Here is a 15,712-nt window from a genome sequence, read left to right on the forward strand (position 1 = left end):
CCCGACGTGGGCGCCGCCGCGTCCCCGACGTCGGCGGCGGTGGTGCGAACGGTTTCGCGGGCGGCGTCGCGGGTGGCGGGGGGATCGGCGGCAGGGGCTGGTCGTATCGCGGCGGGCCGCCGACCGTGGGCAACGCGTGTGGCGGCTGTGCCGCGTCGGTCCCGCCCGCAGATCAAGGCCGCGTTCGCCGAGGCCGCCCTCGCCTACGGCGGTGTGGACCTGGTCGTCAACAACGCCGGCATCTCGATCTCCAAGCCGCTGCTGGAGACCACCGCCCGTGACTGGGACCTCCAGCACGACATCATGGCCCGCGGCTCGTTCCTGGTCTCGCGCGAGGCCGCCCGACTGATGATCGACCAGCGACTCGGCGGCGACATCGTCTACATCGCCTCCAAGAACGCCGTGTTCGCGGGGCCGAACAACATCGCCTACAGCGCCACCAAGGCCGACCAGGCCCACCAGGTACGCCTGTTGGCCGCCGAACTCGGCGAGCACGGCATCCGCGTCAACGGCGTCAACCCGGACGGCGTCGTGCGCGGATCCGGCATCTTCGCCGCCGGTTGGGGTGCACAGCGCGCCGCCGTCTACGGCGTCGAGGAGGACAAGCTCGGCGAGTTCTACGCCCGACGCACCCTGCTCAAGCGCGAAGTGCTTCCCGAACACGTCGCCAACGCGGTCTTCGCCCTGACCGGAGGCGACCTCTCGCACACCACGGGGCTGCACATCCCGGTGGACGCCGGAGTCGCCGCCGCCTTCCTGCGCTGAGTCGCAGGCACACCGGCGGCACGGAAGGCGATCGAGACGGCTGCCCGTCGAGGAGGGGTCCGCCGGGCAGCCGCACGGCAACGGCCGATCCGGCTGCGACGAAGCGGGGGTCACAACCCCGACGAACCAAGGGTCCCAGCCCCGACGAACCGAGCGTCACTCCGACGAACCGACGTCACAGCCCCGACGAACAGTCACAGCTGCGCCGACGTGCGGTCGGCCGACACACCGGGGAACGGAGCAACCGCCGACGAAACGGGGGCTGTCGAGGACGATGGCCTGGCCAGGCGCGCCGCCGGCGGAGAGCGAAACGCCATCCGCCCGCGGGCCGCTTCGACGCCGCAGAGGAGAGAACATGGCCGCGAACCCGGCATTCGTGATCATCGGAGCCGGCCTGGCCGGTGCCAAGGCAGCACAGACGCTCCGCGAAGAGGCCTTCGACGGCCCGATCGTGTTGCTCGGAGACGAGCAGGAGCGCCCCTACGAAAGGCCACCGCTCTCGAAGGGCTATCTGCTGGGCAGGGACGAGCGTGACAGCGTCTACGTTCATCCCCCCGAGTGGTACGCCGAGCACGACGTCGACCTGCGAAGGGGCGTCACCGCGACCGCGGTCGACCCGGCCGGACACGAGGTGACGCTCGTCGACGGGAGCCGCATCGGCTACGCGAAGCTGCTCCTGACCACCGGCTCCACACCGCGCCGCCTGACCGTGCCCGGGGGCGACCTCGTCGGCGTCCACTACCTGCGCCGACTCGCCGACAGCGACCGGATCAAGGAAGCCTTCGGGTCCGCATCCCGCGTCGTGGTGATCGGCGCCGGCTGGATCGGTCTGGAGACCGCGGCCGCCGCCCGCGCGGCCGGCGTGGAGGTGACCCTGCTGGAGGTGGCGGAGCTGCCGCTGCTGCGGGTGCTGGGCCGCGAGGTCGCCCGGACCTTCGCCGACCTGCACGCCGATCACGGGGTCGATCTGCGCTTCGGTGTCCAGGTCGCGGAGATCACCGGTACCGGCGGCCGGGTGAACGGTGTGCTGACGACCGACGGCAGCCGCATCGACGCCGACGCGGTCATCGTCGGGGTCGGCATCACCCCCGACACCCGGCTTGCCGAGGCTGCCGGCCTGGAGGTCGACAACGGCATCCGCGTCGACGCGCACCTGCGCACCTCGCACCCGGACGTCCACGCCGCCGGGGACGTCGCCAACGCCTTCCACCCACTGCTCGGCAAGCACATCCGGGTCGAGCACTGGGCCAACGCCGTCAACCAGCCGCAGGTCGCGGCCAAGGCGATGCTCGGTCAGGACGTGACCTACGACCGCGTTCCGTACTTCTTCACCGACCAGTACGACCTGGGCATGGAGTACACCGGCTACGTCGAACCCGGCGACTACGACCGAGTCGTCTTCCGCGGCCGGCGGGACACTCGCGAGTTCATCGCCTTCTGGCTCGCCGAGGGCCGCGTACTGGCGGGCATGAACGTCAACGTCTGGGACGTCACCGACCCGATCCGCGCCCTCGTCACCTCCGGCCGAGTGGTCGACGCAGGCGAACTCGCCGATGTGGACGTTCCCCTCGCCGACCTTTCGGGGCGCTCCGACGCGACCGGCTGACTCGGCGAGGGCCGGTCCCGATCGGGCTCGACGGGGCGGCGCGGCGTGCCGGGGTGCCCGGGCCGGGTGGGCCGTGCACGGTCGCGACCCGACGGACCCGGCCGGGGATGAGTGGAACGCCCCGCTTCGGGGGGTCAAGCTGTATGTATGCGGTCACTCCTGCGCTCGGCTCCCGGATCGGGAGCCGGCGGTCACAGCCGGCTCCTGGTCATGCTCGCCCAGTGTGTGCCGTTCGCGATCGCCCTCCTGGTGGTTGCGATCGAGTTCTCGCCCGCGCACATTCTGTACACCGGCCCGCTGCTGACCGCGACGCCGGCACTGGCCGCGGTCACGATGGGCCCCAAGGGGACGATCTCGGCGGCGGCGGTCGCGCTGGCCGTCAGTGTGAGCACCGCGACGTACAACGAGGCGTGGGGCAGCCGGCAGGTCTACACGAACTTCCTGGCCATTCTCCTGGTGTCCGCGGCCAGCGTCACGACCAGTGCGTTCATGCACGCGCGCAGGCGGACCGAACTCGACCAGGTCCGCCGGATCGCCGTGGCGGCACAGCGGGTCCTGCTCCGGCCGGTGCCCGCCCGATTGGGTCCGGTGCGGACCGCGAGCATGTACCTCGCGGCGGAGAGCGGCGCGCAGATCGGGGGTGACCTGTACGAGGCCGTGCAGACGCGGTACGGGGTCCGGATGATCATCGGGGACGTCCGCGGCAAGGGGCTGCCCGCCGTGCGCTCGGCCGCGGCGGTGCTGGGCGCCTTCCGGGAAGCCGTGCACTACGAGGACGACCTGGTGGAGGTCGTGGCCCACTGTGCGGCCGCGCTGCGCCGGGAAAGCGCCATGCCGCGGGGGATCGGTCGGGACGACGAGGAGGAGCGGGCGGAGTCGTTCGTCACCGTGCTCGTGGCTCAGGTACCCGACAGGCTCGTGGTCGAGTTGGTCAACCGCGGCCACCCGCCGCCGCTGGTGCTGCGCCGGGGCACGGTTCGCGCCCTGACGCCCGCCTCACCACTTCCGCCCCTCGGCCTGGAGGACTTGATCACCGGTCCTCCCGGCGAGACGGAGACCTATGTGTTCGTCCCCGGCGACCGGCTGCTGCTGCACACCGACGGCGTGCTCGAGGCACGCAACCGCGACAACGACTTCTTCGCCCTGCCCGAAGCGATGCAAGCGGCGCCCGCCTGCACCCCGCCGGAGTTCCTGGAACACCTGCACCAGGGATTGATCCGCCATACCCAGGGCCGACTGGCGGACGATGTGGCGATGCTCCTCGCCGAGCGGCTCGGCGGGGAGACCGGCGCCACGTCGGCGACGCGCAGCGTTGCGCGATGACGTGGACATCGATCACGTGCCGCGGCTTCCGAGGCGACGCGGGGCGCCCGCCCGCTCACCTCGCCGCCCCGGGTGAACCACCCGCATGGAACCGCTATGCGAGCGCTTCCCCGGCACGCCGAGGCACGGCACCGGGCGCCGCGGAGCCCGACGCGGGATCGAAGACAGGCCCCAGGCCCGCGAGCAGGCGCAGCCCGTCCTCGGTGGGGCTGCCGGGGGCCGCGGACAGCACGAGCAGCTCCATGCCTGATTCGTCGGGGAGCGCGAAGTTCTCCTGATGCAGTTCCAGCAGTCCGACCAGCGGGTGCCGGTACGCCTTGCGTCCGTGGGTGCGGGCGCGCACGTCCGCGCGGGCCCAGAGGCGGCGGAAGCGTTCGCTGCCCATTGCCAACTCGCCGATGAGCGAGGCCAGTCGGGGGTCCTCGGGGTATTTGCCGGCGGCCAGGCGCAGGTGCCCGACCACGTCGAGGGTGCATGCCTCCCAGTCCGCGTACAGGCCGCGCTCGGCCTCCTCGAGGAAGATGTGCCGGGCGGTGTTCAGGCCCGGCAGCGGCCGGCCGTAGAGGAGCCCGGCGAGGTGGTTCCCGGCGAGCACGTCCAGCCGGTGGTCCATGATCAGCGCGGGTGCGTCGGCGACCAGGTCGAGGACGCGCAGCAGCTCCGGCCGGACCCGCCCGCCCGGTGCGTTCGCGCGGCGGCGGCGCTGCCGGGCGAGCCGCTCCAGGTGCCCGCGTTCGGTCTCGTCGAGGCCGAGGACGCGGGCGAGCGCGTCGAGGACCTGCTCGGAGGGCTGGGTCGCGCGGCCCTGCTCCAGGCGTACGTAGTAGTCGACGCTGACTCCGGACAGGTGCGCGACCTCTTCGCGGCGCAGCCCTTCGACGCGGCGGCGGCTGTCGGTGGGGATGCCGACGGTCGCCGGATCGACCCGGGAACGCCGGGTCCGCAGGAAGCCCGCAAGATCGTCCATGTCCTGAGTATGGCCCCGGGGGTGCTTCTCGAGGGTGGTCCTGTCGTTACCAGGAAGTCCCGTCCGATGGACGAAGCGCCCCTGAACGACGCGGCCTCGGTGGCGGAGCATCCATGGCGACACACCTCGTCGAAGGGAACAGCCATGAAGACGCTCGTCGTCCACGCCCACCCCGAGCCGCGTTCGCTGAACGGCTCGCTGAAGGACCTCGCGGTGTCCACTCTCGAAGCCGCCGGGCACGAGGTGCGGGTGAGCGACCTGTACGCGATGAACTGGAAGGCGGTGGTGGACGCCGCGGACTTCGGCGAGCACGCCACGAACCCGCTGCAGGTGGTGCCGAGTTCGGGCCGGGCCTACGACGCCGGTGTGCTCACGCCGGACGTGGCGGCCGAGCAGGAGAAGCTGCTGTGGGCCGACACGGTGATCTTCCAGTTCCCGATGTGGTGGTACACGATGCCGGCGATCCTCAAGGGTTGGGTGGACCGGGTGTTCTCCTTCCGCTTCGCGTACGGCGTCGGAGTGCACGACGAGACCCGGTACGGCGAGCGTTTCGGCGAGGGCACGCTGCGGGGGCGGCGGGCGATCCTGTCGGTGACCGTCGGGGGTCCGGAGTCGCACTACACCGATCGCGGGATCAACGGCCCGATCGAGGACCTGCTGTTCCCGATCCACCACGGGATCCTGTACTACCCGGGCATGGAGGTGCTGCCGCCGTTCGTGCTGTACGGCGCCGACAGGATCACCGGCGGCGACTTCGAGGACGTCGCGAAGGCGTGGAAGGAGCGGCTGCTGTCGCTGGAGACGACCGAGCCGATCGCGTTCCGGCGGCAGAACTTCGGTGACTACGAGATCCCGTCCCTGCGGTTGAGGGAGGGCCTGGAAGTGCCGGGCCGCAAGGGTTTCGGCCTGCACGTGCGCGATTAGGTTCGGCGCGGACGGGACGGCCCCTTCGCCGACGACCCGGCCGGGCCCGGCGGCAGTCCGGCCGGTCGCGGATGGGCCGCATCTCGCCGGGGCGAGGAGGGCTTCGCCCCGCCCCCGGCCGGCTGACGGGGGCGGGGCGAGGGGTGCACGGGGTCGGGTTCAGGCGGTGTTTGCGCGGCGACGCCGGTGGAGGGCGAGGGCCCCGCCCGCGAGGGCGAGTGCCGCGCCGGAACCGGCGAGCAGCGGGGCGGAGGACGACGCCTCCTCCGTCCTTTCCCGGTGGCCGTAGCCGCTGGAGTACCCCTTCGTGTCGTACTCCGAGCCGAGCAACTTGTCGGCGTAGCGGGCCTTGACCAGCTTCTGGTAGTCGCCGAGCGACACCGATGCCTGGCCGCCCAGCCCCGCCCGGGCCTGATCGTTGAGCGGTTCGACGGTGGTGAGCTTGAGCTGGTACCAGCCGCGGATTTGCGGCTCGGTGAACACCAGGGTGCCCACCGTGGCCTTGCCGGCGTATGCGGCGTCGGCGTCGCCGTCGCGCACGGCTGCCAGATGCCAGCCGCCGCCCTGCGTGGGGTTGAGCATGATGGTGGCGTTGCGACCGTTGACGGTGGTGTTCAGCGAAGAGACCAGGGATACGAGCTTGACCGCCTCGGTGGGCAGTGGCGGGACGGTGCCCGCGACGAATCCGGGGGTGATCTCGTTCAGTGCCACCGGGTCCTTGATCGTGAAGACCGGGAGCCCCTGGCACGGCTCGGGCGTATCGGGGAGCGTCTGCATCGATCCGGCGGCGTCGGCGGGCACCGGAGTGCTCAGGAATCGGCAGACGGCGTCGCGGACGGCGGTGGACTTCACCGCGTCGAGGGCGGCCTGATAGTCGGGGATGTCGGCGGGGAGCGGGTCTTTGGCCAGGGCCGCGTGGGCCGGCCCGGCGACGGACAGCAGTGCGGATGCGGTCAGTGCGAGGACGACGGACAGGCGGGAAAAGCGAGAGCCCGCGTGCGTGCCGGCCGGTGTGGTGTCGCTGGTGTCGCGCATGTCGCCTGCCTTAGCGGGAGATGCCGATGCGGGAGTGGGTCCACTTCGACGAGCTGTTGCTCACGTAGTCGGCGTAGTTCCACCATGTGTAGGTGGCGGTGTCCGGCCAGGGGTCGGCCACGGCGATCGTGTTGCGCGACGTGTCGAAGCCGTAGACCACGTTCATGTGGCCACCACCGGACGTCCACCCGATGCGGGCACCGACCGGCCGGGCCGCCTTGACCTCGGTGTACACCTGGTTGAATGTGGCCGCGCTGTTCAGACCCGAGCCGAGATGGGTCAGCCCGAGGCTTTTCCAGCCCTTGGCCATGTCGTCGAGCGTGGCGGGCTGGTTGTTGCAGCCGTAGTAGGGCTGGGCGCGGTCGCAGAAGTCCGTCTGTGTGGAGCCCAAGCCGTGGAACTTGGCGATGGTCAGGCCGGAGGCGACCCAGCACCACTGGGACTTCTCCTGCTTGTACATGCCGATGCTGTCCTGACCCGCTTCCGCGTGAGCCGTACCTCCCGCGGCCGCGAGCAATCCCGCGGCGGCCAGCGCGATGGCCGACGACGCGGTTCCGTACCTGTATCTGCCCATATTCCTGCCTTCCCATAACGAGACGAGCGGGGCGATCCGGCACGGATATGACAGCGCATCACGGCGAAGCCGCATAGGGGAATTGCGGAAATTCGCCCCTATTGCCTAGTTGTCGGATATTCGAAAGAATGTGCCCGCCGGTGCCGGTCTCGGCTGCGGCGGTGCGCTCGAATACCCGTGCTCCTCCGGCGAGTTGCTCTGATCGGAGGCGAGCCGGAACTGCCGTGTGGTGGGCGCCGGTTGCGCACCCGTGTCCGAATCGCTTCGCGGCGTGTGTCCCATCTTGGGCGGGTGACTGCCGAGAGGATGGGCCGGGGAAACCGATGGGGGCCGGCGAACCCCGCGCTCGCCGGCCCGTTTCGCGTCAGCGCGCGGGTGTGTCTTCGAGTCGGTACAACTCCGGGACGGAGATCTTGATCGGTTCCTGAGTGGTTCGGGCGATCACGACGACCACCGGCTCGTGCGGGTCGGGGTTCTCCTCGCGGTGGGGGACGAACGGGGGGACATGGAGGAAGTCGCCCGGGCCCGCTTCGATGCGTACCTCCCTGGTGCCGTCGTGGTAGAAGTACAACGGGTGTCCGCTGACCACGTAGACCCCCGCCTCGGAGTCGCCGTGGTGGTGGTTGTCCGTCGCGCTCGACGGCGGGTTCACCACCAGGCCCATCCAGAGCTTTTTCGAGCCGACCGTGCCACCGCTGATGACGGCGGCGGGCCCGTCCGGCCCGGCGGCCCCGCCGGCTCGGATGTGGCGGAGGCGGTTGCCTTCGGGCGCTGCGCGGTCGTCTCCACGCCCGCTCTCGACGTCGTGTACCGGGTTGCTCATTTCGGCCCTCCTGATGGTCGGCAACGGCCTTGATACGGCCATGCCTCAGGCTGCGCCCGCCGCCACGAATATGGCAACTATCTTTGCTGTATCGGCAAAGGGCCGGTCGGCCGGTCCCGGGTCGGCTGGGGTGTGGGTCCGGGTGTGTGCCGTGGGGCCCGTCAGAAGCCCGCCCGGTGCCAGGGGCCCCAGATGGCGATGCTCATGCCCAGCTTGGACTGGATGTTGACGTACAGGGTGTGCCCGTCCGGACCGAAGGTCGCGCCCGCGAACTCGGCGCCCGGGTCGCCGGCGACCGGTTCCATCCTCGACAGGTCGAAGATCCGGCCGTCCGCGGTCAGGCCGCGCAGGAAGTTGTCCCCGTCGCCGTCCTCGCACAGGACGAGCGTGCCGCGCGGGCTGACCGTGATGTTGTCCGGGAGGTCGAGCCTGGTCGCGGTCGGCGATTCGTACACGAGCCGAAGGCACCGCGTGACGGTGTGGTACGCCCACACCTGGCCACGCCCGTCGCCGAATCCGTCGGGCGCCGCTTCGCCGGGCGCGGTCGCGCCGCCCTGGGTGGAGACGAAATAGACGACGCCGCGCTGGTGGTACGCGCCTTCGAGCCGCGAGAAGAGCGCCGCGCCCCGGGCCCGGCCCTGGTTCCCGACGGCCTGGATGGCCTGGTCGTTGGTGGTGCCCGGGGCGAACGTGGGGTCGGGGTCGTCGATGTCGACCCAGGTCACGTCGTACGCCGCACCGGGACGCTGCGCCGCGGACAGGTCCAGCCCGGGACGCCCCCGCACCGCGAGCATCTGGAGTCGGCCGCCGTCGCGCAACCGGCCGCCGACCCAGGGGCTGACGGGCGGCAGGTAGCGGTAGAAGCCGGACGCGAAGCCGAAGTTGTCCTCGGTGAGGTACACCGCGCCGCTGATCGGGTCGAACGCCGCCGACTCGTGGGCGAATCGGCCGGCGCTGCGGATCGGCACCCGCGTCGAGACGCCGTCGGTCGGCACCTCGAACAGATAGCCGTGCTTTTGCGTGAGCTTCCCGTTGTCGGCGCCGGTGAAGTCGTTGCCGACGTCGGGACCGTTGACGGTCTCCTCGCAGGAGAGCCACGATCCCCATGGCATGGGACCGCCCGAGCAGTTCATCTGGGTGCCGTTGAGGCTGACGTACGACGCCTCCACCGTGCCGTACCGGTCCACGACGACGGTGGTGGTGCCGCCGCCCGTCGCCGGGTCGTAGGCTCGCGCCGCGTCGCCGAACGCGCCCACCGGGCCGTTGACTTCATGGTTGCGGACGAGAACGGTCGTGCCGCGACGGCCACGGAAGGCGGCCATGCCGTCGTGCTTGCCGGGGGTCGGGCCGCCGTCGGTGAGCGGGGAGCCGGCCGGGGTGAAGGAGCGGTAGTGGAAGCCCTCGGGCAGGTGTAGCCGTACCACGCCGTCGCGTTCGTCGGGGACGGGTGCCAGTGGGCCGTATCCGCCGGTTCCGGGACGTCCCCGTTCGGCGCTCCGGGCAGCGGCTCTCGGGGCGGCGTGCGCGGCGCCTGCGACGAGGCCTTGGAAGGGCCCGCCGACGGCGGCGCCGGCCGCGACCACCGCGCCACGGGACAGGAAACGACGACGGTCCACAGGCGTACAACCTCCTTGACGGCCCGTCAGGCGGGCCGGATGCGCGACCGAACGCCGAAACGCTACTCGCGTAGAGCAGGTGCCGCCAGCCCCTCGGAGACGTTTCCGTCGACGCCCGCGCGCGACTTCGTGCCGACCGTGCACGAGGTCGTCACCGGGGAGGCCCACCCATGACCGCGGCGGAGACCGCCTCCACCACGACCGTGCCCCCGGCACCCGCGACGCGGTCGTCGAACACGCGGGCCGCGCCGCCCGTACCGCGCCTCGCCGCGTCACGACCCCGAACGGGCGAGCCCGCGCGGGTGATTCAGCGCGCGGGCTCGTCGCGTCCGGTTGTCGGGGTCGCGCGCGAAGCCGGCCGATCGGGCCGTCGGCGGGTCAGTTGCAGGTGAGCCTGGGGGTCGCCCAATCGGCGTGATCGTGGTCGATGCCGTTGCCGCCGTCGGTGACGACGAGGGTCAGCGTGCGGCCTCCGGTCAGGTCGGCGTCGAGTCTCCTGGCCGGGTCCGCCGTGGTCATCACGCCGCTGTCCGCCACCTTCGTGGTGTCCCGGTAGATCTGGAAGGCGACCGCCCCGGTCGAGGCGCTCTCGTCGTCCACGCCCACGTCCACCGTCAGACGGGTACAGCGGGCATCGAGGTGGTAGGTGATCCTGCCGGGGGCGTGCGCGCCGAGGCCCTTGGCGTGCACGGTGCCGTTGATCGTCAGGGCCCGGCCGTCGGCGGCCGCCCGCTCACCGTTGCTGCGGTCCTTCTCCACCGGACCCCAGCCGTTGACCATGCCCGTCCAGGGGACGTCGGACAGGTGGGACGTGCCCGAGGGAGGAAGTGGGAGCGGACCGGGCGTGATCCGGTACGCGACGGTGGCGTGGGAGGGCACGGAGGCACTGATCGTGCCGGACGTGTTCGTGGAGACGGCCTTGGTCCACAGGTCCTTCAGCCGATAAGGGCCGCGGTTGCCGATGCCCAGGGCGTCCGTGGTGGTGGAGACGGTGGCGGTGGTCCAGGTCTCGTTGGTCAGTGAGACGGCCCGGTCCCCGTTCGCCAACTCCTTGACCATGACCATCAGACCTCCGCTGTTCGCGACCACCGTGCCCTGCTTGCCCAGGGGGTCCTGGTCGACGGCGATCACATCGGTGTTGGCGAGGATCCCGAAGGTCTCGGGGCTCGCCGTGCGCAGATCGGTCCCGATCAACAGCGGCGCGGACATCATCGACCAGAGCGTGAAGTGGGTGCGGTACTCGGCGGCGGTCATGCCGCCGTTGCCGACCTCCAGCATGTCCGGGTCGTTCCAGTGACCGGGGCCGGCGTACGGGGCGAGCGGTTGGTTCCGGTGTGCGATGTCGAGCATCGAGTACCAGTTGTCCGAGATGTCGCCCGTGGTGCGCCACAGGTGACCGATCGGGGCCGCCCACTCCCAGGGCTTGCTCTCGCCCCAATCGCAGAGGGAGAAGACGATGGGGCGGCCGGTGTCGCGCAGGGCGTTCGCCATGTCGGTGTAGCGTTTCCTGGCGTCCACGCCCTGGTTGTTGCAGTTGTCGTACTTGAGGTAGTCGACGCCGAAGGAGGCGAACAGGTTCGCGTCCTGGCGCTCGTGGCCGAGCCCGCCGGGGAACCCGGCGGGGTTGCAGGTCTTGGTGCCGGCGCTGGTGTAGATGCCGAACTTGAGACCCTTGCCGTGCACGTAGTCCGCGACGGCCTTGATGCCGTGCGGGAAGCGGACCGGGTCGGCGACCAGATTGCCTGATGCGTCCCGGTTCGGTAGGGCCCAGCAGTCGTCGAGGTTGACGTACCGGTAGCCGGCGGCCTTGAGCCCCTTCGACACGAAGAGGTCGGCGATGCCCTTGATCATCGTCTCGTTGAAATCGGCCCGGCAGTGGGTCGAGTTCCAGTTGTTGAACCCCATCGGGGGGAGCACCGCCTGACCGTCGGGCGCTGCGGCGGCCGGCGGGGCGGCGACGACGGACGCACCGGCCAGGGCGACCGTGCCCACCGTCGGGAGCAGGAGTGGCAGCGCGGTGAGAGTGGCCGCGAGGCGGCGGGCGAGGATGGTTCGTACCGTATGCACGGACGGCTCCAGACTCGGGATGTGGTGATGTCGATGGTTGATGTCCGGCGGGTGAACGCCGCTTCCTATGTGGGCAATCCGACGGCGCGTTCCCCGTTGCGCCGTTGTTGGATGACGACGGCGACCACGAGCAGTGCCCCCTGGGCGACGTTTTGCCAGAAGGAGTTGACGCCGACGACGTTGAGGCCGTTTTCGAGGGCGCCGAGCAGGAAGACGGCGAGGAGGGTGCCGCCGATGCCGCCCTTGCCGCCCTTGAGGGCGCAGCCGCCGAGCGCGGCGGCGGTGATGGCCTTGAGTTCCAGGCCCTCGCTGCCGGAGGTGGGCTGGCCGGAGCCGGTGCGGGCGGTCAGGATGACGCCGGCGATTGCCGCGACGACGCCGGCGAGGGCGTACACGGCCACGAGGTACTTGTTGATGTTGATGCCGGCGAGGCGCGCGGCGGTGTCGTTGCCGCCGATGGCGTAGATGTTGCGGCCGATGTCGGTGTACTTGAGCAGGACGTGCACGGCGACGGCGACCACGAACAACGTCCAGATCTGGACGGACAGTCCGAGGATCTTGCCGCGTGCCACGAAGATGAAGAAGTCGTCGCCGAGGACGTAGCCCTGTGCGCGGCCGCCGGCCAGCAGTTGGGCAACGCCCTTGTAGGCGGCGAGGGTGGCCAGGGTGGCGATGACGGGGTTGACCCGCCCGTACACGATGACGATGCCGTTGACCACACCCGCCGCGATGCCGACGCCGATGGCGGCGAGAACGCCGAGGGCCGCGTTGCCGTCGGTCGAGGTGAACGCCATGGCGCTGACGACGGACGCGATGCCCGCCTGCGAGCCGACGGAGATGTCGAGCGCTCCGCAGATGATCACGACGGTCTGGACGACCGCGAGCAGGCCGGTCACCGCGACCGTGTCGCCGATCACGGTCATGTTCGCGGTGGTGAGATAGCCGTCGTCGAGCCAGGCGAAGGTGCCGACGACGACGATGAGCGCACCGATGAGGCTGGTGTTCTGCGCGCCGACGGCCGTGACGACGCGGCGGGGCAAGGCCCGGGCATGGGCGCCGGGGGTGGTGGTGGGCAGCGGTGGCGGCGCGTTGGTCGTGGTGGTCATGACGGGTTCCCCCGGGTCGGTTCGGCGAGGTCGGATGCCATGGCGAGGGCGAGGATGCCCTCCTCGTCGGCGTCCGCGCGGTCGAGTTCGCCGGTGATCCTGCCGTTTTGCATCACCACGATCCGATCCGCGAGACCGAGCACCTCGGGCAGTTCGGAGGAGATGACCAGGATGGCGACGCCGGTTCCGGCCAACTCGTCGATGAGGCGGTAGATTTCCGCCTTGGCGCCGATGTCGATGCCGCGGGTGGGTTCGTCCAGGATCAGGATCTTGGGCCGACGAGCGAGCCAGCGGGCGAGCACGACCTTTTGCTGGTTGCCGCCCGACAGCTTGCGCACTTCGTGGTCGATCGACGGGGTGCGCACTTCGAGGCGGTCGACGAACTGCTGCGCCAGGCGTCGTTCGCGATGCGAGCCGACGAATCGAAAGCGACGCAGACGGTCCAGGACGGCGACGCTGATGTTGTGACGAACCGAGCCGGTCATGAACAACGCCTGGGCCTTGCGTTCCTCGGGCGCGTAGCCGATGCCCGCCCGAACGGCGTCCCGGGGGATGCGCAGCCGCAGCGGCCGGCCCTCGACGCGCACCTCGCCGGAGCGGATCGGCAGATCTCCCACCAGGGCGGCGGCCAGTTCGGATCGTCCGGCGCCGACCAGGCCGGCCAGGGCGACGACCTCGCCCGCGTGTACGTCCAGGTGCACGTTCGACACGTGGTCGGTGGTGAGATCGTGTACGTCGAGGACGACCCGATCGCCGGCGCTGCGCCTGCGCGCGAACAGCGCCGACAGGTCGCGTCCGACCATGAGTCGCACGACCTCGCCTTCGTCGGCCTGCGCGGCGTCGCGTACGCCGGCAAGCTCGCCGTCGCGCAACACCGCGATGCGGTCGGCGAGGCGGAAGATCTCCTGCATGCGGTGCGAGACGTAGATGATGGCGAGGCCCTGGTCGCGAAGTCGCCGGATGAGGTCGAAGAGCGCCTCCACCTCGTGTTCGGACAGCGACGAGGTCGGTTCGTCGAAGGCCAGGACGGCGGCCTCGGTGGTGAGGGCGCGCAGGATCTCCACGAGCTGGCGCTGCGCGGGCGAGAGGCGCGAGCCGAGGGTCTCGGGGGCGATGGCGTGTGCGAATCCCAGGCGTTCGAGGTCGGAGCGCATGCGGCGATACAGCGTGCCTCGATCGAGCATGCGGCCCGCCTTGTGCGGCAGTGCGCCGATGTAGACGTTCTCGGCCACGCTGACGTGCGGGACGATCTCGGGCTCCTGCGCGATCACGCGGATCCCGTGCCTGCGCGCGTCGGCGGGGCTGTGCAGTTCGCGGGGTGTGCCGGCGACGAGGACCCGGCCGCGGGCGGGTCGATGGTCGCCATTGATGATCTTGATGAGGGTCGACTTGCCGGCGCCGTTCTCCCCCATGAGCGCGGTGACGGTGCCGCGGGGGAAGTCCAGGGTGATGCCGCGCAGGGCGTGGACTCCGGCGAAGTCCTTGTGGATGTTCTCGACGGCGAGCGCGGGGCCGGGGAGATCGAGAGGTGGGCTTTTCGTCATGGCTGGACCTCGAGGGCGGTTCGGGAGGTCGCGGCGGCCCATCCGGGCCCGGGTCGCCGCGACTCGTGCCGGGCGGTGCCGTCAGGGCCGACGGCAGGCGGTTCGACGCGCGGCCGCGGGCCGGGCCGGGTCACGTGCACTTGAGGCCGGATTGTTGCCAGTTCGAGGGGTCGACCATCTTCGTGGTCGCGAACGCCTCGGCGGGGAAGGGCTTGCCGTTCCTGAGCCGATCGACCATGGTCTGTACGGCGAGACCGCCGACCTCGTGGCCGTTGATGAACAACGCGGCCTTCATCCCGCTCGGCTTGCCGGAACCCCAGTCCTTGCACGCCAGATAGCCGCCCAGTCCCACGCCGATCACGTCGGCCGCCCCGTAGCCGCCGTTCTGCAGCGCGGTGACCGCGCCGCTCACGTTCTCGTCGTTGCAGCCCCACACGATCCAGTGCTTCACGGATCGGTTGCCGCTCATCGTGGCGGCCGTCTTGTTCTGGGCATCGGGCGGCGTGTTGTCGGTGCCGACCTTGAGGACCTTGACGTCCGTGCCGGTCGCCTGTTCGAACGCCTCGTGGGCGGCGTCGACCCGGTCGGTGCAGACCGTCACGTCCTGCTTCCACGCGGCGATGATCGCGGTGTCGGCGGCAGTCCAGCCCGCCTTCTTGAATTCCTCGGCCGCACGTCGGCCCACCTGAGTGCCCATCTGGGGGCCGCTGAAGCCCACGCGCGGGACCAGCTTGTCCTTGGCGCACCTGGTCGGATCGGCCCCGCCGACACAGATCTGATCGTCGGACGCGAGAAGCGGTGCGCCGCCACCGGTGGCGATGTCGACGACCTGCGGCCCCACCGCGGGATCGGGTACGACGATCACGACACCGTTGTACTTCTGTGCCACTGCCGCCTGGACCTCGCTGACGGCCTTGTTGGTGTCGTTGCCGAGATTCACGACCTTGAGGTCGACGCCGAGTTCCTTGGCCTTCGCGCGGGCGCCGTCCGCCTCGTCCACGAAGTACTGCTGGTCTCCCTGCTTCTGCAGATATGCGATCTTGATGGTGCCGGATAAGGAAGCGGGTGCGCCCGAGGGCACTTTGGACCCGCCTTCGTCCTTGCCGGACGAACAGGACGTGAGCGCCACGGCGAATGCGAACGCCGCCACCATCGCGGCCCTGCGCCGGGTGCGTCTGCGGTGCGTCATGGTCAGCCCCTGTGATAGTCGGCGGTCCGGGAGGGCCGCGTGTGCTCGATGGTCGATGCGTCGACGTGCCCGGTCGTCGTGATCGCTCCCGTCGACGGAAGGGGCCCGGCGGCGGAAGTGCTCCGACCTGCGAAAGCGCTCCGACCTGCGGAAGGACCGGGATTTGCGCATCG

General features: G+C 70.6%; 12 protein-coding genes and 1 pseudogene. 4 read left to right on the forward strand and 9 right to left on the reverse strand.

The window, feature by feature from the left end:
- Window positions 1-159: 159 nt before the first annotated feature.
- The 3 genes and pseudogenes from ACZOOI_RS42005 to ACZOOI_RS42015 all read left to right on the forward strand — a co-directional run.
- Window positions 160-765: pseudogene (locus tag ACZOOI_RS42005) on the forward strand (SDR family oxidoreductase); the annotation flags it as partial.
- Between the two features lie 355 nt (window positions 766-1,120).
- Window positions 1,121-2,371, forward strand: a complete 1,251-nt coding sequence (locus ACZOOI_RS42010) for an NAD(P)/FAD-dependent oxidoreductase (RefSeq protein ID WP_465282086.1) — start codon at window positions 1,121-1,123, stop codon at window positions 2,369-2,371.
- A gap of 147 nt (window positions 2,372-2,518) precedes the next feature.
- Window positions 2,519-3,694 carry a PP2C family protein-serine/threonine phosphatase gene (locus ACZOOI_RS42015; protein ID WP_465282087.1) on the forward strand — a complete coding sequence of 392 codons (1,176 nt, stop codon included), beginning with the start codon at window positions 2,519-2,521 and terminating at the stop codon, window positions 3,692-3,694.
- 94 nt (window positions 3,695-3,788) lie between these two features.
- On the opposite strand, the gene ACZOOI_RS42020 is transcribed toward ACZOOI_RS42015, so the two are convergent.
- Window positions 3,789-4,661 carry a helix-turn-helix transcriptional regulator gene (locus ACZOOI_RS42020; protein ID WP_465282088.1) on the reverse strand — a complete coding sequence of 291 codons (873 nt, stop codon included), beginning with the start codon at window positions 4,659-4,661 and terminating at the stop codon, window positions 3,789-3,791.
- A 144-nt stretch (window positions 4,662-4,805) separates the two neighbouring features.
- On the opposite strand from ACZOOI_RS42020, the gene ACZOOI_RS42025 reads away from it, so the two are divergent.
- Complete coding sequence (locus ACZOOI_RS42025; RefSeq protein ID WP_465282089.1) at window positions 4,806-5,585, forward strand: NAD(P)H-dependent oxidoreductase; 780 nt, start codon at window positions 4,806-4,808, stop codon at window positions 5,583-5,585.
- Between the two features lie 159 nt (window positions 5,586-5,744).
- Here ACZOOI_RS42025 and ACZOOI_RS42030 read toward each other — a convergent pair whose 3' ends face one another.
- From ACZOOI_RS42030 to ACZOOI_RS42065, 8 genes are all read right to left on the reverse strand, one after another.
- Window positions 5,745-6,620: a hypothetical protein gene (locus ACZOOI_RS42030; RefSeq protein WP_465282090.1), complete on the reverse strand. Its 876-nt coding sequence runs from the start codon at window positions 6,618-6,620 to the stop codon at window positions 5,745-5,747.
- A gap of 10 nt (window positions 6,621-6,630) precedes the next feature.
- Window positions 6,631-7,194 carry a papain-like cysteine protease family protein gene (locus ACZOOI_RS42035; protein WP_465282091.1) on the reverse strand — a complete coding sequence of 188 codons (564 nt, stop codon included), beginning with the start codon at window positions 7,192-7,194 and terminating at the stop codon, window positions 6,631-6,633.
- A 364-nt stretch (window positions 7,195-7,558) separates the two neighbouring features.
- Window positions 7,559-8,017, reverse strand: coding sequence for a cupin domain-containing protein (locus tag ACZOOI_RS42040; protein ID WP_465282092.1), 459 nt, complete (start codon window positions 8,015-8,017; stop codon window positions 7,559-7,561).
- Between the two features lie 161 nt (window positions 8,018-8,178).
- Complete coding sequence (locus ACZOOI_RS42045) at window positions 8,179-9,633, reverse strand: alkaline phosphatase PhoX (RefSeq protein WP_465282093.1); 1,455 nt, start codon at window positions 9,631-9,633, stop codon at window positions 8,179-8,181.
- Window positions 9,634-10,011: 378 nt separating this feature from the next.
- Complete coding sequence (locus ACZOOI_RS42050) at window positions 10,012-11,700, reverse strand: NPCBM/NEW2 domain-containing protein (protein WP_465282094.1); 1,689 nt, start codon at window positions 11,698-11,700, stop codon at window positions 10,012-10,014.
- Window positions 11,701-11,765: 65 nt separating this feature from the next.
- The gene (locus tag ACZOOI_RS42055) at window positions 11,766-12,806 is read right to left on the reverse strand and encodes an ABC transporter permease (protein WP_465282095.1); all 1,041 of its coding nucleotides are present in this window, start codon (window positions 12,804-12,806) and stop codon (window positions 11,766-11,768) included.
- Window positions 12,803-14,350 (reverse strand): sugar ABC transporter ATP-binding protein, encoded by a 1,548-nt coding sequence (locus ACZOOI_RS42060; protein ID WP_465282096.1) that lies wholly within the window; start codon window positions 14,348-14,350, stop codon window positions 12,803-12,805. Before ACZOOI_RS42060 ends, ACZOOI_RS42055 begins: the two co-directional genes overlap by 4 nt.
- A gap of 130 nt (window positions 14,351-14,480) precedes the next feature.
- Window positions 14,481-15,539 carry a substrate-binding domain-containing protein gene (locus ACZOOI_RS42065; RefSeq protein WP_465282097.1) on the reverse strand — a complete coding sequence of 353 codons (1,059 nt, stop codon included), beginning with the start codon at window positions 15,537-15,539 and terminating at the stop codon, window positions 14,481-14,483.
- Window positions 15,540-15,712 lie beyond the last annotated feature (173 nt).

This window comes from Embleya sp. L77 (assembly GCF_055557415.1).